This window comes from Vibrio tubiashii (assembly GCF_028551255.1).
Classification (GTDB): domain Bacteria; phylum Pseudomonadota; class Gammaproteobacteria; order Enterobacterales; family Vibrionaceae; genus Vibrio; species Vibrio tubiashii_B.
Window position 1 is genome coordinate 220,455 of the sequence record NZ_CP117029.1, and the last position, 21,535, is coordinate 241,989.

The following is a 21,535-nucleotide window of genomic DNA, read 5'->3' on the forward strand; positions in this document are numbered from 1 at the left end:
ATCTTCACAAATTAAATCGATAAAAAAATAGGGGTTATTAAGTGAAAAAAATTACTCGATTAATTGTTTGAAAAGGGTGGATTAATATTCTAGAAAAATAGGATGAGATGAGGAGTAATCAGGTGAAATGGCAATGGTTTAAATTTGACGGGAATTTTATTCAAACGTTGGGATTAAAATGCATAAAGAGTTTTTGAACACTTTATTGATTAAAGTCAAAAATAAAATGTGAGCCAAGATTTTTTACACTATATAAAATAAAAAAGGGAGCCGAAGCTCCCTTTAAACAATAAGGTTATTTAGATAAATAAACCACCAAATGTAAAGCCTAGTGCCACTGCAGAAGCAATCGTCACCACACCTGGAATAAAGAACGGATGGTTGAAGACGTACTTACCGATACGTGTCGAGCCTGTATCGTCCATTTCTACTGCTGCAAGCAGTGTTGGGTAGGTAGGCAGTACGAACAGCGCACTTACTGCTGCGAAAGATGCAACCGCTGTTAGAGGCGCGACACCAATAGCCAGTGCTGCTGGCATTAGTGCTACGGTTGTTGCCCCTTGTGAGTAAAGTAGCATTGAAGCAAAGAACAGCACCATAGCTAGCATCCATGGGTAATCTGAAAGCAGTGCCCCCGCCACTTCTTTAATGCCGTCTACGTGTGCGTTAACAAAGGTTGAACCAAGCCAAGCAACACCAAGTACACAAACACATGCTGTCATACCTGAGCGGAAGGTTGCCGCTGAAGGGATCTTAGACGCATCAATCTTAGTCACGAGAACGATAGCTGCCGCTGCTGCCAGCATCACTGTCATGATCGCTTCATTTCGGCCTAGCGCCGGATCCTTGATAAGGCCAATCGAGCCGGAAATTGCTGCTGCGTAGCAAACAACAAAACCGATCGCGGCAAGGAAGATGTAAGTTGCAGTTTTTGCTGTAGGTAGAATTTCACGCTGCTTTTCAGTTGCTAGCTTGATTAAGCCTTTTTCCAGACGCTCTTGATAGATAGGGTCATCTTTAAGCTCGCTGCCCATAAAGTTAGCAACGAATGCACCAATCATACATGCGATGAAAGTGGTTGGAATACATACCGCTAACAGGGTTAGGTAATCAACCCCCATAGGTGCTAGCATTGCTGCAAACGCAACAACAGCCGCTGAAATTGGTGAAGCGGTAATAGCAATTTGTGAAGCAACAACTGCAATAGACAGTGGGCGAGATGGGCGAACCCCTTGGCCTTTTGCTACTTCAGCGATAACAGGCAGAGTTGAGAATGCAGTGTGTCCTGTTCCTGCCATTAGCGTCATTAAGAAAGTCACAATCGGCGCATAAAAGGTGATGCGCTCAGGGTGTTTACGCAAAAAGTTTTCAGCCACTTGTACTAACCAGTCCATGCCGCCAGCAACCTGCATGGCTGCGATCGCGGTAATGACCGACATAATGATAAGAATAACGTCTACTGGAATAAAAGCTTGGCTAGTGGGTACACCAAGTACCAAAGAAAGTGCGATAACACCTGCACCACCTGCTAAACCAATGCCAATACCACCAATTCTTGCTCCTAAATAGATAAAGAGCAGAACGACAAAGAGTTCGACTGCCACCATATTGATACCTCATAAAGTTTATTTTGATTCTGATTATCTAACGACTCAGCGTCTAAATGGTTAGATAATAGGAATGAAGAGAGACCTTGATAAAACTGTGGTTAACCGTATTGAGTGCCAAAAAAGGGCTCCGAAGAGCCCTTTCTTACTGCGATTATTCGTAGCGCTTCGCTTTATACGTTGGGTGCATAAAGTTTTCAACACAAAGAATCTCATCAAGCTCTTCTTCGGTTAGTAGACCGCGCTCAAGCACGACTTCGCGAACACTCTTACCTGTTTCTGCACAGATCTTACCGACGATGTCACCTTCGTGGTGGCCGATGTAAGGGTTTAGGTAAGTCACGATACCAATAGAGTTGTATACATAGCTTTCACACGTCTCTTTGTTGACTGTGATGCCATCGATACACTTGTCACGCAGGTTGACACATGCGTTGGATAGGATTGAGATTGACTCAAACATGCTTTGAGCAATCACAGGTTCCATCACGTTAAGCTGAAGCTGACCGCCTTCTGCTGCAAACGAGATAGTGTTGTCGTTACCTAGCACTTTGAAACAAACTTGGTTAACTACTTCTGGAACTACTGGGTTTACTTTCGCTGGCATGATTGACGAGCCTGCTTGAAGCTCAGGCAGGTTCAGTTCGTTCAAACCTGAACGAGGACCAGATGAAAGCAGACGTAGGTCGTTACAGATCTTAGACAGTTTAACCGCTAGACGTTTTAGTGCGCCGTGCGTCATTACGTATGCACCACAGTCAGACGTTGCTTCGATCAAGTCTTCTGCAGGAACCACTTCTAGACCTGTTACTTCCGCTAGGTGTTTCACAGCTGATGCTTGGTAACCTTGCGCAGCGTTTAGGCCTGTGCCAATTGCTGTTGCACCTAGGTTGATTTCTAGTAGTAGTTTTGATGTGTACTCAAGTGCACGAATTTCTTCGTTTAGAGTGACTGCCCAAGCATGGAACTCTTGACCGACTGTCATTGGCACTGCGTCTTGAAGCTGAGTACGACCCATCTTCAATACATCTTTAAACTCTTGGCTCTTAAGCTCAAAGGCACCTTTTAGGTATTCAATCGCTTCAATCAGTTTTGCTACGCTGTTATATACCGCGATACGGAAGCCCGTTGGGTATGCACAGTTTGTTGATTGGCTCTTGTTTACGTGATCGTTCGGGTTAACGATGTCGTACTGACCTTTCTCTTTGCCCATTAGTTCAAGAGCAACGTTAGCAATCACTTCATTGGTGTTCATGTTGACTGAAGTGCCCGCACCACCTTGGAATACGTCTGATGGGAACTGATCCATGCACTTACCTGTTTCAAGGATCAAATCACACGCTTCGATGATGTAGTTAGCAACATCTTTAGGGATAACACCTAGTTCTTTGTTTGCTAGTGCAGCGGCTTTCTTTGTCATCACCATACCGCGTACAAATTCAGGTACGTCAGAGATGGTCATGTTAGAGATATTGAAGTTTTCAATCGCGCGAAGAGTATGAATGCCGTAGTAAGCGTCAGCCGGTACGTGGCGCTCGCCGAGTAAGTCTTCTTCGATACGGGTTGCTTGGTTAGCCACTTGAGAGGTTTCAGTTAGGGTAGCCATACAGGATCCTTAGATATTTATTCTGATAATAAAGTTGCTTTATAGCCAATCTGTAGTCTAAGAATCCATTCGACAGAATTTTTGGCTGTATAATCCGTCCTGACTTATGTGGCACATGATACTGTACCTGCGGTATAAAAATAGTAAGTGGATCACCTTTTTTGCTTTTGTTGAGTTAAAGTTTTGTAAGATATGAATAGGTTATTAATAACCCTTTAGTGGTAGGGTTTTATTGAGTGTTTTATCATGATTTTTTACAGCTTCAATTTGAGCTAAAACCGTGGAACACGTACACTGAACCCAACAAAGGAGGGCGTGTGTTTCCTATCTTATTATTGCTGTTTATCTTCGTTCCTATTATTGAAATAGGCCTATTTATTCAAGTCGGTGGTTTTCTGGGTTTGTGGCCTACCATCGGCTTGGTACTGATCACCGCATTTGTTGGTGCCTCGTTAGTTCGTAGCCAAGGGCTGCAAACATTGATGTCAGTGCAAAATCGCCTTCAGCAGGGAGAGTTACCTGCTCAGCAGATCTTTGAAGGCGTGATGTTGGCGGTTGCCGGCGTGCTGCTTCTTACCCCAGGTTTTATGACCGATGCATTCGGTATGCTGGTTCTACTTCCTGCTCCTAGGGCGGTTATCGCTAAGTACTTGATGAGCAAAATGGTGGTGAAATCAGTGGGTGGTGGATTCCAAGGTGGTTTTCATGGTGAGCAGTTTGGTCAGAACCCATTTGAACAAGGTCCTTTCCACAAAGGGGACTCTAAGCAAGGCTCGACTTTCGAAGGGGAGTTTGAGCGCAAAGATGATGATGACCAAAACCGACTAAACTAATCCGTTTAACTCTCTTTCCAAAGGCGCTCTCACAGCGCCTTTTTTGTTTCTGTCTAACGCTGAATATCTCTAAAGTAGTTACTCTATTTATTAGCAAAAACTTAAATAATTCAACCTCCTCGTCTCAAAGTTGAAACTTCTGTTACCACCATGTGTTGAAAATTTGACGACGCTTCAATTATTCATCATGCCTATGAGATCGAAATCTCACTGTCACTGAATGTAATTTTTAGTTTCATAAAAAACATCAACACTGGACATGATTTATTAAAAAGTAGTCACGAAAAAAGTGATTTGGAACACGCTTTCTCGTTGTGGAGCAACATTGAAAGCGATGCATGGTGGATAACATGAAACAAAAACTAACCCCAACGCTACTTGCAGCAGTGGTAGCAGGTGCTCTGTCTTCTCCAGCAATGGCAGACATTATTATTTCTCAGTATGTAGAAGGTGGCAGCAACAACAAAGCAATCGAGATTGCTAACACAGGTGATGCTTCTGTCTCTCTTGATGGCTATGAGCTAGCCAAATCAACCAATGGCAATGGTGAGTGGGGCAGCAAGCTGTCACTCAACGGCCAAGTGCTAGCAGCGAAAAGCGTACTGGTTGTTGCTCATACTAGCGCCAGCGACGACATTAAAGCGGTTGCGGACATCCTTAATGGCTCAGTAACGGGTTTCAACGGTAATGACCCAATGGCACTGCTGAAAGATGGCAGTGTGCATGATCTGCTGGGTGAAATGGGTGGCTCTGACTTTGCAAAAGACACCACTTTAGTTCGCAACTCAGATGCGATGACACCTTCTACAGCGCATAATGCTGCACAGTGGTCTTCACTGCCGAAAGATAGCATTGTAGGGTTAGGCACGTTGGATGGTGGCACAGCTCCAGAGCCATTCGCTTGTACTCAAGATGGCGCAGCGCCAACCTTTACTTCTATTCAAGAAATCCAGGGTGAAGGCGATACCTCTCCATTTATTAATGGCTACCCTTACATCACAGACGAAGACTTCTTTGTTAAAGGTGTGGTTAGTGCAGTAACTACAGGCCTAACCAAAGGTTTCTACCTACAAGCACTAACTGATGACTACAACCCACAAACATCAGAAGGTTTGTTCGTTCACACTAACCAGTCTAGCTCAGAGCTAAAGCCGGGCGATGTGGTGTGTGTGAAAGGTAAAGTTCAAGAATACTACAACCACACTCAGCTAAAGACAGAAAACAACAACTGGGTTAAGCAAGGCGAACAAGCAGCGCCAACGGCAACGGATATCGAGATCCTGCCAACAGATAAAAACTTCGATCGCACGCTAGAGCGTTACGAAGGCATGCTAGTCAGAACAACTGAAGCGCTCGATATGCGTGTGACGCGTACTTTCGGCTACGATTACGCTGCGCGTCGTAACAACATGGTACTGGCGCAAGGTCGTATCAGCATGCAGCCAAACCAAAACTTTGCTGCGGGTTCAGAGCAAGCGAAACAGCAGAGCATCGAAAACGCGGAGCGTCGTCTATACGTAGAATCTGATGCCAAAGCGCCAAACGGCTCTATCCCTTACTACCCAGATTTTGGCCGCACTGACGCAGACCAAGATGGTTCAACAGAAGATTACATCCGTGTTGACGATACGATTGTTGGCCTAGAAGGTGTGATCACCTACAGCTACGGCGATTACCGCCTAATCCCTACCAACACGCTAACTAGTGAAAGCTTCGTACGTAACGACCCACGTACTCAAGATATTGATATGAAAGAAGGCGACCTACGTATTGCGACTTTCAACGTCTTGAACTACTTCAACTCGCCGTTTGGTGGTGACACGAACCCACATGGTAACAACCGTGGCGCGAACAACTTTGAAGAATTTGAAGTACAGCAAGCGAAGATCGTTAATGCGATTCTACGTCTAGATGCTGACATCATTGGCCTGATGGAAATCGAGAACAACGGCTTTGGTGAAAGCGGTGCGATTCGTCAGCTTGTTGACCAGCTAAACGCACGCATTGAAAACAAGAAAGATCGTTACGACATCGTCGCTATCGACAGCAATGGCGACAAAGTGACGGACGAAAATGACTACATCGGCACCGACGTTATCACAACAGGCGTTATCTACCGTCCTAAAGTGGTTAAGCTAAAAGAGTCTCGTGTTATCGCAATGCCAAGTCAGCAAGCGCCTGAAGTAGTGGATGAAAACGGCAAAGTGATTGAAGACGGTAAGAACTACCAGCGTGATTCTCTAGCACCAACCTTTAAGGTGAAAGGGACCAAAGAGAAGATCACAGTGGCGATTAACCACTTCAAATCAAAAGGTTCTAAGTGTTGGGAAGATGCAGCACCGGTTGAGCAAGGCGGTCAGGGTGGTCAAGACCTAGACAAGCAAGGCTCATGTGAAAACTTCCGCGTTGCAGCGGCAGTGGCACTGGGTGATGCACTGAAAGAGATTAAAGGTCACAAAGTTATCTTGGGTGATATGAACTCGTACGGCATGGAAGACCCAATGCTTGTTCTGACGGATTACAGCCAAGAGAAGTACGGTAAGACAATCAAAGCGGCACGTAATACATACATCGGCGGTGAAGTGCAGTACGGTGATGACGGTGCAGTGATTAATCACAACTACGGCTACATCAATGCCGTAGCAAAAGCGCATCCAAACAGCTGGAGCTACTCATTCAATGATGAAGTGGGCGCACTTGACCACCTATTGATCAGCCCAAGTCTAGAGAAGCACTTTGTTGATGCAACAGACTGGCATATCAATGGCGGCGAATCGACGTTGTTCGATTACAACGATGAGTACAAAGGTGACCTACCTAAGTACCAAGATCACTTCCGTTCTTCTGACCACGATCCAGCAGTTCTAGAGCTAAACATGGCCGGTTCATTCGGCTTCGGCGCAATGATGTCTCTGTTCGGCCTAGCGCTATGGCGTCGTCGTAAGTAATAACCCTCAAAAAGTACTGTAAACTAATAAGGTCGGTGAAAGCCGACCTTATTTTTATCGTTTGCTCTTGCCTTTCTTGCCCTGTATTGCACAATACCGCCCCTAACCAAGAAATTTATCAACGCTAGTCTCCGAGTAATGCTGTTAATCATCGATAATTACGACTCTTTTACCTACAACCTGTACCAGTATTTTTGTGAGCTGGGCGCAGAGGTTAAGGTAGTGCGTAATGATGAAGTCACGCTTGAAGAGATAGATGCGCTGAATCCTACCCATTTGGTTATCTCTCCGGGGCCCTGTACGCCCAATGAAGCGGGTATTTCGTTAAGTGCGATTGAGCATTTTGCGGGAAAGCTGCCGATTCTTGGTGTTTGCTTAGGCCATCAGGCGATTGCGCAGGTGTTTGGCGGAGAAGTGGTACGTGCTCGTCAGGTAATGCATGGCAAAACGTCCCCAATTCGTCACAATGATCGCAGTGTGTTTTCCACGCTCAATAATCCGCTGACGGTAACGCGTTACCACTCGCTTGTGGTTAAGAACGACTCTCTGCCTGATTGCTTTGAGCTTACCGCCTGGACAGAGCTTGAAGATGGCTCGATGGATGAGATCATGGGCTACCAGCACAAAACCTTGCCGATTGATGCGGTGCAGTTCCATCCTGAGTCGATTAAAACAGAGCAAGGCCACCAGATCCTCGCTAACTTTTTGGCTCGCCAGCCACTTTAAAACGCTCTCTTTGACCGTCTTTTGTCTGGTTAAAGCCTGACTCAGATCACTATTTTTAACATTTCCTTCATAATTCAGCGTGCGGATATTTTGTGAAAAAGTATGCGCAGAGTTTGTTGCGCCTACGCTAGAGCCCTTATCCGGACTATGATTAACCATAGCTTATCTTAGCTATAAGAATATATTGCTTCATAAAAGTAGAAGCGTGATGCATAAATACTCAGAGGTAGTGACTATCAGACTCCGCAGTGGGCACTAAAAAGAATAAATCACTATTGAAATGGTTAATTAAATGTAAATACAATGCCGTGATTGCTTAATAGCAAAACAATATCTTATTTCATTGAATAGAAGTAAGGACACCATATTCGCTATGCATGCGGTATCAAGAGGGAATGTGCAATGACTGTAGAAAATAACGTAGAACGCGGTTTGTTTGATGAGGTAATGGTTCCTTGTTATAACCCAATGGAAATGATTCCAGTAAAAGGCGAGGGTGCTCGCGTTTGGGATCAGCAAGGTAAAGAATACATCGACTTTGCTGGTGGTATCGCCGTGAGCTGTCTAGGTCATTGTCACCCTGCAATGGTGAATGCGTTAACTGAACAAGGTCAAAAGCTTTGGCATTTAAGTAACGTAATGACTAACGAACCTGCGCTTCGTCTAGCGAAAAAGCTTACTGAAGTCAGCTTTGCGGAGAAAGTGTTCTTTGCAAACTCAGGTGCTGAGGCAAACGAAGCGGCTCTGAAACTGGCGCGTCGTTATGCAGCTGATAAGTTTGGCCCAGAAAAATCTGAAATCATCGCTTTTAAACAAGGCTTCCATGGCCGTACTTTCTTTACTGTAACTGTTGGTGGCCAAGCGGCTTACTCTGATGGTTTTGGTCCTAAGCCAGGTGATGTCACTCACTTGCCATACAATGACGTTGAAGCACTTCGTGAGCATATCTCAGATCGCACTTGTGCCATCATGATGGAACCACTTCAGGGCGAAGGCGGCATCATTTCTCCAACTGACGAATTTGTTCAGACAGTTCGTGAGCTATGTGACAAGCATAATGCCCTACTGATTTTTGATGAAGTGCAGACAGGTAACGGTCGTACTGGTCAATTCTACGCATATCAAGGTCTGGGTGTAACTCCAGATATCCTAAGCACAGCTAAGTCTCTAGGTGGCGGTTTCCCTATTGGCGCAATGCTAACTACTACTGAGCTATCTAAGCACTTGAAAGTCGGCACTCATGGTTCGACTTACGGTGGTAACCCTCTAGCGTGTGCGGTTGCTGAAGCCGTGGTTGATGTTGTAAGTGCACCAGAAACATTGGCTGGCGTTGCAGAGCGTGAAGCCCTGTTCCGTGAAGGCCTAGCTAAACTGAATGATAAGTACAACATGTTCGCGGAAGTTCGCGGCAAAGGCCTTCTTTTAGGTGCTGCGCTTAACGATGAGTGGCAAGGCCGCGCACGTGATGTGTTAGTCGCTGCAGGTAAAGAAGGTCTGATGGTTCTAGTGGCAGGTGCAAACGTAGTTCGTTTCACACCATCACTAGTGATCAGCACGGAAGAAATTAACGAAGGACTTGCGCGACTAGATAAAGCTCTAGCGACGCTAGTTAAATAAGAAATACCTAGTCTAGTACTCATATCGATATAAACAGTGTCATCCTCAAGAGGGAGGCACGACCGAGTTGGGGATCTCTTGCATCGTGTTGAGAGATTCCCTATCACGTTCGTTCCTCACTGTAGGGAATGACAAAAGTGAAAGTAAAAAACGATAACCAATGAGTACTAGCGCTCACTACATCAGGAGGGAGTTTTGATGCTGGTTGTTCGCCCTATCGCAATGTCGGATTACGATGCGCTGCACACATGCGCAGTGGAATCGGGTCACGGATTTACATCTCTACCGGTTAACGAAGAACTGTTAACCAATCGCATTACCCATTCAGAATATAGCTTTACTAAGCCGGACGTAAACGAGCCGGGTGATGAAGGCTATCTCATGGTTGGCTTTGATAATGAGACTGGCGAAGTCGCTGGTTGTACCGGGATTGAAGCTTCCATTGGTTGGGATGTGCCTTTTTACTCTTACCATATCAGTACGGTTGTTCACTCATCGCCAAAACTGGGTGTGAATAACGTGGTTAAGCTACTGACTTTCGGTAACAACTACACTGGTTGTAGTGAAATTTGTACTCTGTTCTTAAGACCTTCTTTCCGTCAGGGCTTGAATGGCCGCTTGATGTCGAAGTGTCGTTTTCTAATGATGGCGGAGCATCCTGAAAGATTTTCGAAAACGGTCTTTGCTGAGATGCGCGGTGTTTCTGATGCTGAAGGTAACTCACCATTCTGGCAATGGCTACAAGAGCATTTCTTCTCGATTGATTTCACTATGGCTGATTACCTCACTGGTATCGGCAAGAAAGGCTTTATTGCTGACCTTATGCCTAAGCTGCCAATCTACATCAACCTCTTGAGCAAAGAGGCTCAAGAAGTGATTGGTCAAGTACATGAAAACACCAAACCTGCTTTACGCCTGTTGGAAAAAGAAGGTTTCACTTGTCGTAACTACGTCGACATCTTTGATGGCGGCCCAACGGTTGAGTGTGATGTACGCAATATCGAGTCAGTTCGTCACTCATTTAGAGCAAAAGTCACTATCGCGGAACACACCAGTTCTCAAGACTACTTGATCTCAAACACGTCGTTTGAAGACTTCCGCGCAACTGCGGCGAAAGCGGCTTACGATCAGGCTTCAGAGTCAGTGATTTTGTCTCCTGAAGTGGCGAATGCCCTCAAAGTTAACGAAGGCGAATTCGTTCGCATGTTGGCTCAATAGAGCTTTGTATTAAGGAAAATGTGAAGGAACAAGCTATGACACATTGGATTGCTGGCGAATGGGTTGCAGGTCAAGGTGAGTCGATGAACTCACAAAGCCCATACAACAACGAAGTTATCTGGCAAGGCGACAGCGCAACACCGCAGCAAGTTGAGCAAGCGGTATCAGCGGCACGCAGTGCATTCGTTGGCTGGAAAAAATTAAGCTTTGCTGAGCGTGAAGCGATCGTTCTCGCTTTTGCTGAAAAGGTAAAAGAGAACAGCGAACAAATCGCAGAAATCATCGCCAAAGAAACCGGTAAGCCAATTTGGGAAACACGCACTGAAGCGGCGGCAATGGCAGGTAAGATTGCGATTTCAATTCGAGCTTACCATGACCGTACTGGTGAAGCTCAGCGTGAAGCTGCAGGTAACCAAATCGTCCTTCGTCATCGCCCATTAGGTGTCATGGCGGTGTTTGGCCCATACAACTTCCCAGGGCATTTACCAAACGGTCACATCGTACCTGCGCTACTGGCAGGTAATACTGTGGTATTTAAGCCGTCAGAGCAAACACCGCTAACCGGCGAGTTTGCCATGAAACTGTGGGATCAAGTTGGTCTGCCGAAAGGGGTGATCAACCTAGTGCAAGGCGCTAAAGAAACTGGTATCGCACTGGCTGATTCTAAAGGCTTAGATGGCGTGTTGTTCACAGGCAGCGCGAATACAGGTCATATCCTGCATAAGCAGTTTGCCGGTCAACCGGGCAAGATGCTGGCGCTAGAAATGGGTGGTAATAACCCAATGGTGATCTCTGAAAATTACGGAGAGTTGGACGCGACCGTCTACACCATCATTCAATCAGCGTTTATCAGCGCGGGCCAACGTTGTACTTGTGCACGCCGTTTGTATGTTCCAGCTGGTGACAAAGGTGACTTACTGGTCAGCAAGCTAGTGGAAGCAACCAATAAGATTCGTGTCGATCAGCCATTTGCTGAGCCAGCACCATTTATGGGCCCTCAGATCTCTAAAGCGGCTGCTGACTTTATTCTTGCTGCTCAAGCAAATCTACAAAAGTTAGGTGGCGAGAGCTTAATTGAAGCTAAAGCTGGAGAAGCTGCATTTGTAACACCAGGCATTATTGATGTCACTGCAATTGCTGAGCTGCCAGATGAAGAGTACTTCGGCCCACTACTGCAAGTGGTACGTTACCAAGGTCTAGAGAAAGCGGTTGAGTTAGCCAACGATACTCGCTTTGGTCTATCAGCAGGCTTAGTTTCTACTGACGATGGTGAGTGGGAATACTTTGTTGACCATATTCGTGCTGGTATCGTAAACCGCAATCGCCAGTTAACAGGTGCAAGCGGTGATGCGCCATTTGGTGGTCCGGGCGCGTCAGGTAACTTACGCCCAAGTGCTTATTACGCGGCAGATTACTGTGCTTACCCTATGGCTTCGATGGAAGGAGGAGAAACACTTCTTCCTGCAACGCTAAGCCCAGGTGTTGAACTATAAAAAACGATAAATTTTAGGGAATTCCCTTCTCGCCTCCCCGAGCCGGGAGGCATTTGAAACGTCACAGGCTGAAGGCTATCTGATCAAACTTTCTGGACACATTTGGTTAGATGGCCTTTTTTATAATTAAACAAATAATTACTCATACTCCATTTACGTAAACCACCCCTACAAGGAGGCGTTATGACGCCAGATGTTTTATTCCAACAGTTATGGAATGACTATATTCAACGCTTATGTCCCTCTGCTGAACAAGTCCACCAACTTCTGCAAGAAGACGAAGCGCTGATCAATGACCACATTGCTCTGCGCACTTTCAATGTAGAACCTCTGGGCATTGCGACCCTTGCACAACCATTCTTAGACGTAGGCTACAAGCCGTGCGGTGACTATGTGTTTGAAAGCAAGAAGCTTGTTGCTAAACACTATGAACACCCAGACCCAAAACAGCCTAAAGTGTTTATCAGTGAACTGAAGGTTGAAGAGTGTTCTGCCGAGCTACAAACTATTGTCGCTAAGCTTGTCGAGCAATTGGACACCAGTAAGCTAAAAGGTCATGAGTTCTTGTATGGCGGTCGTTTATGGGATATCAGCTTCTCTGACTTCCAGACGTTAGCGAAAGAAAGTGAGTACGCTTCTTGGCTGGCAGCACATGGTTATGGCGCCAACCACTTTACGGTTAGCGTCAATCAGCTTAACGCTTTTGAAGAAGTGAAAGGTGTCAATGATCACCTACGCGATTCCGGCTTTACCATCAATGAGTTTGGTGGCGAAGTGAAGGGGTCTCCTGATGTGCTGCTAGAGCAATCTTCAACGATGGCGGATAAAGTAGCGGTAACCTTCACGGAAGGTACAGAGATTATCCCGGGTGGTTTCTACGAGTTTGCTAAGCGATACCCAATGAGCAACGGTGAACTTTATCCAGGGTTTGTCGCTGCCTCTGCTGATAAGATCTTCGAGAGTACTAACGGCTAGGAAGAGCTGAGAACGGGCTGCGCCCTAGAGATGCGGGAACGCTGCGCTTCGAGAGAGTTTGATCTCGGATGTGGAAAGGTGTTCTATCTCGAAGGACGAAGTCCGCTCCGTAGCGTAGCGTTCTCGATTCTCGCATCCGATATAAACAAAAAGCCACCAATGTCTCCATTGGTGGCTTTTAAAATTTTAGCGGTTAATCGAAATTAACGAGTACCGTAAACCACGATAGTTTTACCGTGTGCAGAAATTAGGTTCTGCTCTTCTAGCATTTTCAAGATACGACCTACTGTCTCACGAGAACAGCCAACGATTTGACCGATTTCTTGACGAGTGATCTTAATCTGCATGCCATCTGGGTGAGTCATCGCATCTGGTTGCTTCGCTAGGTTTAGTAGCGTTTGAGCAATACGGCCAGTTACGTCTAGGAATGCTAGGTCACCTACTTTTTGGCTAGTCACTTGTAGGCGGCTTGCCATTTGCGCAGATAAGCGCATTAGGATATCTGGGTTCACTTGGATAAGCTGACGGAATTTCTTAAATGAGATTTCCGCAACTTCACAAGGGGATTTAGCACGAACCCATGCTGTACGCTCTTGGTCTTCTTCGAATAGACCAAGTTCACCGATAAAGTCACCTTGGTTTAGGTAAGAAAGGATCATTTCCTTACCTTCTTCGTCTTTAATAAGAACCGCTACTGAACCTTTTACGATGTAGTACAAAGTTTCAGCTTTCTCGCCCGCGTGAATTAGCGTGCTTTTTGAAGGGTACTTATGAATATGACAATGTGAAAGAAACCACTCTAATGTTGGGTCGGTTTGAGGTTTACCTAGAACCATAATATCTCACTTCCTCTGCAGGGTACGCTTGCCGCTTTCCATATTTTAGCTAAGCCTTAATCAAGACTTACTAGGATAAGAGCACTTTACAAATGCTGCAAGCCAACTTGTGTTTCGGTAAGAAATAGTATCCTTTTTCGAAAACGATTTCTTGATTTTAATCGGGTACAACTGGGGTTTTAGTACGCAAAACTGTGCACATGATCACGGTATGAAAAGTAATCGTGTTCTAGCTGTGGGTATTATCCAATTTTGCCCGTTTCGATGAGCTGTTGAAGTATCGGTTTAACGATTAGCTCCATGGCAAAACTCATCTTACCGCCAGGGACAACAATCGTGTTATGACGCGACATAAATGCCCCATCAATCATTGCCAGTAGATATGGGTAATCTACGTTTTTAATGCCTCGTAATCGGATAACAACAAAACTCTCATCTAAACTCGGAATGCCTTTGGCGTTAAGCGGGTTAGATGTGTCGACAGTAGGGACACGCTGAAAGTTAATATGAGTACGAGAAAATTGGGGAGTAATGTAGTTCAGGTAGTCATCCATTGAACGGACGATAGAGTCCATCACCGCTTCACGTGAGTGACCACGATCACGGGTATCTCGAACGAATTTCTGAATCCATTCAAGGTTCACGATAGGCACCATGCCAATCAGAAAATCAACATGCTGTGATACGTTAACCTCGCCATCGACAACACCGCCATGTAGACCTTCATAAAACAGTACGTCGGAGTTTTCTGGCAGATCTTGCCAAGGCGTAAAGGTGCCTGGCATTTGGTTGTATGGAACCGCTTCATCGAACGTATGCAGGTAACGGCGGATTTGACCGACGCCTTCTTGACCGTATTTGCGGAAGAACTCTTCAAGTCCATTGAAGTCGTTCGCCTGAGGGCCAAAGTAACTGATATGGCGACCTTGCTCACGTGCCTTACGGATTTCAACATCCATCTCAGGGCGCGTAAAGCGGTGGAAGCTATCGCCTTCAACCCATGCAGGTTTAACGTTCATCATATTGAACATCTTGCGGAAAGCTTCAGAAGTCGTTGTGGTACCAGCTCCAGAGGAACCAGTAACCGCAATAATCGGGTGTTTTGCTGACATGACAAACCTTGTCGTAATCTAATCCTTTAAACGAAAACCACTATAGCACGCTTTAGTGGTCAGTCACTGTATGCGATGCGCTAAAGTACTAAAACTTTCGTTTGAGTTGAATATCAACGGTTTCGTGCAGTTCAGAGAACACAACAACCGCTTCCCCTGATTCCAACTGGGTACGTATTTGATCGACTTTGTCTTGCAGCGAGATCTCGACATCCCCGTAGTCAGTCCCTTCACGCAGGACGAACTCACGAATGAGATTTTCTAGTGTTGCTGGCTCGATTTGTTGCCATGGAACGATCATAAATACCTCTTTATTTTATGATTTAGGCCAAGGTGATTGGCTACGCAGAGAGAGCCAAACTTTCATAGTATGCAGGTAGTGCCTCTTCGAGCCAAAACCTCGGTTTTAACGCACTGCCGGTAACAAAACCAACATGCCCACCTTGTTCAAACAGTCGGTAGTCAATGTTATCAGGCAAGACATATTTTGGAATCACAGCATCGGTCATGAACGGATCGTCTTTCGCATGGATGATCTGTGTGGGTAGAGTGATTTCTTTTAGGCGATGGATGCCCGAGCAGCGCTGATAATAGTCTTCTGCGTCCTTGAAACCATGTAGCGGGGCGGTGATCAGGTCATCAAACTCGTACAGTTTAGTCACGCGCTTGATGTTTTGATAGCTCAATCCAAGCTCCCCTTTCAGCAGTTGATGCTTTTGCAGTGCGCTTTTCTTCAGCGATGATAGGAGATAGTTTTTATACAGCTTGGAAAAGCCTTGTTCGATGCGCTCAGAGCAGGCAGACAGGTCGAGTGGCGCAGACACTATAGTGGCGGCATCAAGCAAAGGATCTTGATTGTATTTAGCGAGGTAGTTGGCCAGCATATTACCGCCAAGAGAAATCCCGACCGCGACTTTGGTTTGTTGTGGGAACAGCGAATCTAGATGCTCAAGGAAGAAACGGGCGTCTTCAACTTCTCCTGAGTGATAGGCGCGAGCAAGTTTGTTGGGCTTACCGCTACAGCCACGAAAATGCATCATCACCGACAGCCAGCCTTGCTTAGCAAAAGCATCCATCAAACCATTAGCATACGGGCTGTAGAAACATCCTTCCAAACCGTGGAACAAAACAAAAATCGGCTTGTTTTTGGCTGACTTGCCATTGATATCTTCACTCCAAGCGATATCGAGGAAGTCTCCATCCGGAGTATCTAAGGTTTGCCAGATTGGTTCAAACAGGGCTTTTTTGCGAATAAAGCGCGGAGCAAGCGTTTGTAGGTGTGGGTTGGCTAATCCTTTAGCGGCAACAAAATGAGTCATAACGGTTCCAAAGCTTAGGGCTTAGAGATTGGCAATATCGTCGATAGGTTCAGCGAAAGCCTCATACAGCTGTTCACCGCCTAATTGGCGGCAGTAACGTAAAGTAAGGGGCTCTGCGTGATTCACTGTAAGTTCAATACTGTTGATGCAATCGACCAGATCAGATTGTTGCTGCTTTTCTAATTGCAGCTCAAATTGCAGTGATTCACGATACAAGGTATCTGGGAGGTGGAGCTTGAGTTTTCGTCTTAGCTCGCGGTAACTGTGCAGTAAGGCTTCTGAGCGCCCAAGACATTCTTCAACCTTGTGCCAGTCTTGCTCTTGAAAGCAAACCTGCTGCTCGTCGAGCCATTTAAGCAGCAGGAGTAGGTTAACGTTACCTTTGAAATGGTTTTGCAGATGGAGGCACGCCTCTTTTACTTCTCGCACACTGTAGTACTGCAAGCTAAATTGCCACAACCGTTCCAGTGTTAAAGAAATAGCGACGTGCTTTGAACTCATTGGCTATTGAACTCCTGCTCCATATTCTCTAGCTCTTCTTGCAGAGCCATCCATTCCATTTCGACATCTTCTAGCTCACTTTTGCTATTGGCCTGAATAGCTAACACTTCGTTAAGTTTAGCTTTATTTTCGGCATCATAAAGTGAGTTATCTGATAATTGCGTTTCTGCTTCCGCAAGTTTAACGCCCAACTTATCCATTTTTTCTTCAAGTTTTGTCAGGTTTTTGCGAATTGGTGCCGTTTGCTTGCGGAACTCGGCTTCACGACGTTTTTGGTCTTTCTTTGCCGCCGCGCTGTTTACAGAGCTTTTCTCTGGTTGCTGAGCTTGAGCCTCTCGGCGCTCGGCTTTTTGTTGTTCCGTCAACCACTTGTAGTAATCAGCTAGGTCGCCATCAAATGGTGCAACTTGGCGGTCATGTACAAGATACAAGTCATCTGTGGTTGCACGTAACAAGTAGCGGTCGTGCGAAACAATCACCATGGCACCTTCAAAGGTTTGCAGAGCCATCGTGAGCGCTTGACGCATATCCAAGTCAAGGTGGTTAGTTGGTTCATCGAGAAGCAACAGATTAGGCTTTTGCCATACGATTAAAGCCAGTACTAGGCGTGCTTTCTCACCACCAGAAAATGGTGCGACTTTTTCTAGCGCTTTTTCACCTTGGAAGCCAAAACTGCCTAAATAGTTACGCAGTTCAAGCTCGTTCTTATCTGGGGCGATTTGCATCATATGTTGCAGTGGTGTTTCTTCAGGGTGCAGCGTTTCCAACTGGTGCTGAGCAAAGTAGCCAATCTTGACGCCTTGTGAGTAGGTTAAATCGCCGCCCTGAGGAATAAGTTCACGCGAGAGCAATTTGATGAGCGTTGATTTACCTGCACCATTTCGACCGAGAAGACCAATGCGACTACCAGGGACTAGGTTAAGGCGAATCTTTTCTAAAATCAGATTGTCACCATAGCCCGCCGACACTTCATCCATCATGATGATTGGGTTTGGCAATGCCTCGGGATCGCGGAACTGGAAACTGAACGGGTTATCAAGCTGCGCAGGTAGCACTTTTTCCATACGCTCAAGAGCTTTAATACGGCTTTGTGCTTGGCGAGCTTTTGAGGCTTTATAGCGGAAGCGGTCGATATAACTTTGCATATGCGACATTTGCTTTTGCTGCTTTTCAAATTGAGCTTGCTGCAAGATAAGCTTTTGCGCGCGCTGATCTTCGAACGAAGAGTAGTTACCCGTGTACTCATTGAGTTGCTGGTTTTCGACATGAATAACGCGACCCACGATAGGATCTAGGAAATCACGGTCGTGAGAGATAAGGACAAGCGTGCCAGGGTAGTTCTGTAGCCAGCGTTCGAGCCACATAACAGCATCAAGATCTAAGTGGTTGGTTGGCTCATCGAGTAGCAAAAGATCCGAGCGACAAAGCAGTGCTTGTGCAAGGTTAAGGCGCATACGCCAACCACCGGAAAACTGAGTGAGGTTCCAGCTCATCTGAACTTGGCTAAAGCCTAAACCATCGAGTAGCTCTGCGGCGCGTGCGCGAATACTGTAGCCACCAATGGTTTCAATCTTGCCATGGATTTCGGCGACCAAAGTGCCTTTATCCTGTTGCTCTGCCGTCTCCAGTTCTGATTCTAAGCGGCGGTATTCACGGTCACCATCAATGACATACTCAATCGCACTGCGCTCCAGTGCAGGGGTTTCCTGTGCCACCCAAGCCATTTCCCAGTGCGCCGGCTTACTGAAGTTACCCGCGTCAATAGAGAGTTCGTCTTTGATGAGGGCGAATAGGGTCGATTTACCACAACCGTTTTTGCCGACTAGACCGACTTTATCGCCTGGGTGAATGGTCGCCGAAGCTTGATCTAAAAGTGGTTTGCCACCTCGAAGAAGCTGGATGCCAGAGAAGGTAATCATAATCTTTTGCTTTGTCTTTGCTCGTATTGCGACGAATAGTAGGTTAGTTAACGAGTTATGTCGATCGTTGCGTTATTGCCACTAACAACGTATAACAAACTGATAACGATAAATGACAATAAAAACAGTCATAATTGGCTATTCATAACATTAAGGATTGCTGTCGAAGGAATGCAGACTTTATCATCCGACAAGCCTAAAGTGTTGGTGCTTTATGCCCACCCAGAGTCACAGACCTCTGTGGCTAATCAAATGATGATCAAGAAGATTGAATCGCTTGATCACGTCCTCGTGCACGATCTTTACGCGCATTACCCAGATTTTTTTATTGATGTTCCGGCAGAGCAGCAATTGCTTGAAGAACACGATGTGATTGTGTTCCACCATCCTCTTTATATGTACTCTTGCCCCGCTTTGCTTAAAGAGTGGTTCGACCGAGTTCTCGGTAAGGGGTTCGCCTACGGCAAGGGGGAAGCGCTGAAAGGAAAATACTGGCGCAGCGTGATTACCACCGGAGGCAAAGAAGAAGCTTTTGGGCGCTCCGGTTACAACCGTTATCCGCTCGATGAAATTCTGCAGCCGTTTGAGCTAACAGCGGCGCTGTGTCAGATGGAGTGGATTGAGCCTTTGGTGCTCTATTGGGCGCGTAATGTCAGTGAAATGGAACGCTATCAACATGCGGAGACCTATCGTCAATGGCTGAATAATCCATTGCTAACCTATACTGAACAAGTAGTAGGGGGTGGGAATGGCGCTTGAAAGTGATTTTCTCCAGAGTAGTGTGATCTTTCTGACGGCTGCGGTAATTGCCGTGCCGATTGCTCAGCGATTGGGTCTTGGCTCAGTGCTGGGCTATTTGCTTGCGGGTGTTGCTATTGGTCCTTGGGGGCTAGGTTTGATCCGCGATGTTGAGGCCATTCTCCATTTTGCTGAGTTTGGTGTCGTCCTGCTGCTGTTTCTGATCGGTTTGGAACTGAACCCGAAAAAGCTCTTACAAATGAAAGGCCCCATATTAGGGCTTGGCGGGGCGCAAGTTGTTGTCACTACTTTAGTTTTGTCATGTGTTGCTTATCTGGCAGGAACGTCTTGGCAAACCAGTCTTGTGATTGGCATGGGCTTAGCGCTGTCTTCTACCGCTATCGCCCTACGAGTCATCGAAGAACAAGGGTTAGCAGGTGGCGAGACCGGACAGTCTGGTTTTGCGGTTCTGTTATTCCAAGATATTGCGGTCATTCCCATGCTCGCGATTCTTCCGGTCCTAGCCGGGAATACAGCAGGTAACTGGCTCGATGCGTTGTGGATGCTAGGTGGTGTCGGTGGACTGCTGGTTGGTGGTCATTTCCTACTAAGACCTCTATTTCGTTATGTGGTGCTCAGTGGCGTTAGAGAATTGTTCACAGTCGCGGCACTGTTATTGGTCATTGGTATCGCGCTGCTGATGAAACAATTAGGTCTGTCTATGGCACTTGGCACCTTCTTAGCAGGAGTGCTGCTAGCAGAAAGCGAATATCGTCATGAACTTGAGATAGCGATTGAACCATTTAAAGGTTTACTACTCGGTTTGTTCTTCATTGCAGTTGGTATGGCGGTCAACTTAGGACTATTGGCTTTAGAGCCTTTCACTGTATTAGCTGCCGTTGTCGGATTAGTTATCGTTAAGGGATTGATTCTTTACCTTCTGGCACGACTAGCGGGCAGCAGCGCCAAAGCTCGCAGCAAGATGGCAGCAATACTTAGCCAAGGTGGTGAGTTTGCTTTCGTTATCTTTACTGCCGCAAGCAGCGAAGGCTTAATCAACCAAGAGCAAACCGCCTTTTTGTTAGTGGTAGTGAGTTTGTCTATGGTCACGACGCCACTGCTGCTGATGGCACAAAATAAATGGTATGCCCGTGGCTTAAATACAGAATCAGTTGAGGCTCTGCGCAGTGATGTGATTAATAAGCAGCCAAGAGTCATCATCGCAGGCTTCGGTCGTTTTGGTCAGATCATTGGCCGTTTGATGTATGCCAACAAGATCAAAGTGACCGTCCTAGAAAGTGATGCCAGCCAAATCCAGTTGCTGCGTAAATATGGCTATAAAGTCTTTTATGGCGACGCGACTCAGCTCGATTTACTTCGTGCGGCGGGGGCAGATAAAGCAGAGGCCATGGTTATCTGTACTGATTCGCCAGACGAGATCATGCAAATAGTTGAGTTGTGCCAAACCCATTTCCCTGATTTGAAATTGCTGGCACGTGCTCGAAGTCGCGTCGAAGCTTATCAACTTCTGAGTCATGGGGTAGACAACTACTCCCGAGAAACCTTCTTAGGTGCCTTGGATCTTGGTCGTCAAACCTTGATCAATTTAGGCATGCATCCGTATCAAGCAAAGCGAGCGGAAGCGCATTTTAGAAAGCTTGATAATGCTATGCTCAAAGAATTGCTGCCTCAGCACAATGATGACAAACAATTGGCCCAAAGAGCCAAAGAAGCCCGTAAAGAACTGGAAGAGATATTTGGTCGAGAGCTAGAGAGCGATCAACAAGCCAAAAACTTCTGGGATTAAACTAGTGAAACAAAACAGATGAAAAAAAGATTTATCGCAGGCGCCAGCTGCCCTAAGTGTTCAGCACAAGACACTTTGCGCTGGTGGATAGAGAATAATATTGAGTTAGTAGAATGTGTTGAATGTGGTCACCAAGACCAACGTCAGCCTCAGTCCGTTGAGAAAACAGAGCATGGCGGTCAAGAAATGATCGGCATTTTTAAGCCCGATTGATTGTGTTTCTATAAATCATCCCCATAATACCCCCCGTAGAAAGTTAATAGACCTTAGTTTGGGCTAA

At 46.1% G+C, this 21,535-nt stretch carries 18 protein-coding genes; 10 read left to right on the top strand and 8 right to left on the bottom strand.

Annotated elements, in window-relative coordinates; genetic code table 11:
• Nucleotides 1–299: 299 nt before the first annotated feature.
• Both LYZ37_RS01010 and aspA read right to left on the bottom strand, forming a co-directional pair.
• Nucleotides 300–1,607, bottom strand: coding sequence for an anaerobic C4-dicarboxylate transporter (locus tag LYZ37_RS01010; RefSeq protein ID WP_272786148.1), 1,308 nt, complete (start codon nt 1,605–1,607; stop codon nt 300–302).
• 154 nt (nt 1,608–1,761) lie between these two features.
• Nucleotides 1,762–3,213, bottom strand: a complete 1,452-nt coding sequence (gene aspA / locus LYZ37_RS01015) for an aspartate ammonia-lyase (RefSeq protein ID WP_004742783.1) — start codon at nt 3,211–3,213, stop codon at nt 1,762–1,764.
• 317 nt (nt 3,214–3,530) lie between these two features.
• Here aspA and LYZ37_RS01020 point away from each other — a divergent pair, with 317 nt between their 5' ends.
• From LYZ37_RS01020 to LYZ37_RS01050, 7 genes are all read left to right on the top strand, one after another.
• Entirely contained in the window at nt 3,531–4,046 is a 516-nt protein-coding gene (locus LYZ37_RS01020; protein ID WP_004749081.1) for an FxsA family protein, read from the top strand.
• A 350-nt stretch (nt 4,047–4,396) separates the two neighbouring features.
• The gene (locus LYZ37_RS01025; protein ID WP_272786149.1) at nt 4,397–6,994 is read left to right on the top strand and encodes an ExeM/NucH family extracellular endonuclease; all 2,598 of its coding nucleotides are present in this window, start codon (nt 4,397–4,399) and stop codon (nt 6,992–6,994) included.
• Nucleotides 6,995–7,132: 138 nt separating this feature from the next.
• Nucleotides 7,133–7,720, top strand: a complete 588-nt coding sequence (locus tag LYZ37_RS01030) for an aminodeoxychorismate/anthranilate synthase component II (protein ID WP_272786150.1) — start codon at nt 7,133–7,135, stop codon at nt 7,718–7,720.
• Nucleotides 7,721–8,122: 402 nt separating this feature from the next.
• Nucleotides 8,123–9,337, top strand: a complete 1,215-nt coding sequence (locus LYZ37_RS01035) for an aspartate aminotransferase family protein (protein WP_004745848.1) — start codon at nt 8,123–8,125, stop codon at nt 9,335–9,337.
• A gap of 198 nt (nt 9,338–9,535) precedes the next feature.
• Entirely contained in the window at nt 9,536–10,555 is a 1,020-nt protein-coding gene (gene astA, locus LYZ37_RS01040) for an arginine N-succinyltransferase (protein ID WP_272786151.1), read from the top strand.
• Between the two features lie 35 nt (nt 10,556–10,590).
• The gene (gene astD / locus LYZ37_RS01045; RefSeq protein ID WP_272786152.1) at nt 10,591–12,048 is read left to right on the top strand and encodes a succinylglutamate-semialdehyde dehydrogenase; all 1,458 of its coding nucleotides are present in this window, start codon (nt 10,591–10,593) and stop codon (nt 12,046–12,048) included.
• Nucleotides 12,049–12,231: 183 nt separating this feature from the next.
• Entirely contained in the window at nt 12,232–13,023 is a 792-nt protein-coding gene (locus LYZ37_RS01050; RefSeq protein ID WP_272786153.1) for a DUF1338 domain-containing protein, read from the top strand.
• A gap of 203 nt (nt 13,024–13,226) precedes the next feature.
• On the opposite strand, the gene crp is transcribed toward LYZ37_RS01050, so the two are convergent.
• The 6 genes from crp to LYZ37_RS01080 form a co-directional block, all read right to left on the bottom strand.
• Nucleotides 13,227–13,859: a cAMP-activated global transcriptional regulator CRP gene (gene crp, locus LYZ37_RS01055; protein ID WP_004410522.1), complete on the bottom strand. Its 633-nt coding sequence runs from the start codon at nt 13,857–13,859 to the stop codon at nt 13,227–13,229.
• A 242-nt stretch (nt 13,860–14,101) separates the two neighbouring features.
• Nucleotides 14,102–14,971, bottom strand: coding sequence for a phosphoribulokinase (locus LYZ37_RS01060; RefSeq protein ID WP_171323674.1), 870 nt, complete (start codon nt 14,969–14,971; stop codon nt 14,102–14,104).
• Between the two features lie 88 nt (nt 14,972–15,059).
• Entirely contained in the window at nt 15,060–15,272 is a 213-nt protein-coding gene (locus tag LYZ37_RS01065) for a YheU family protein (RefSeq protein ID WP_171323672.1), read from the bottom strand.
• 40 nt (nt 15,273–15,312) lie between these two features.
• Complete coding sequence (locus LYZ37_RS01070) at nt 15,313–16,290, bottom strand: hydrolase (RefSeq protein ID WP_272786158.1); 978 nt, start codon at nt 16,288–16,290, stop codon at nt 15,313–15,315.
• Between the two features lie 21 nt (nt 16,291–16,311).
• On the bottom strand, nt 16,312–16,791 hold the full coding sequence (locus LYZ37_RS01075; RefSeq protein WP_004745855.1) for a TIGR02444 family protein: 480 nt from the start codon (nt 16,789–16,791) through the stop codon (nt 16,312–16,314).
• Nucleotides 16,788–18,710, bottom strand: a complete 1,923-nt coding sequence (locus LYZ37_RS01080) for an ABC transporter ATP-binding protein (RefSeq protein WP_272786159.1) — start codon at nt 18,708–18,710, stop codon at nt 16,788–16,790. Before LYZ37_RS01080 ends, LYZ37_RS01075 begins: the two co-directional genes overlap by 4 nt.
• A gap of 171 nt (nt 18,711–18,881) precedes the next feature.
• Here LYZ37_RS01080 and kefG point away from each other — a divergent pair, with 171 nt between their 5' ends.
• Genes kefG through LYZ37_RS01095 form a run of 3 tightly spaced genes read left to right on the top strand, consistent with a single transcriptional unit; the run spans nt 18,882 to nt 21,468 of the window.
• Nucleotides 18,882–19,469 (top strand): glutathione-regulated potassium-efflux system ancillary protein KefG, encoded by a 588-nt coding sequence (gene kefG, locus LYZ37_RS01085; protein WP_272786160.1) that lies wholly within the window; start codon nt 18,882–18,884, stop codon nt 19,467–19,469.
• Nucleotides 19,459–21,255, top strand: coding sequence for a glutathione-regulated potassium-efflux system protein KefB (kefB, locus tag LYZ37_RS01090; protein WP_272786161.1), 1,797 nt, complete (start codon nt 19,459–19,461; stop codon nt 21,253–21,255). The genes kefG and kefB overlap by 11 nt, the downstream gene beginning before the upstream one ends.
• An 18-nt stretch (nt 21,256–21,273) precedes the next feature.
• A complete protein-coding gene (locus tag LYZ37_RS01095) occupies nt 21,274–21,468 on the top strand; it encodes a YheV family putative zinc ribbon protein (RefSeq protein ID WP_004745859.1) in 195 nt (64 codons plus the stop codon).
• The last annotated feature ends 67 nt before the right edge of the window (nt 21,469–21,535 follow it).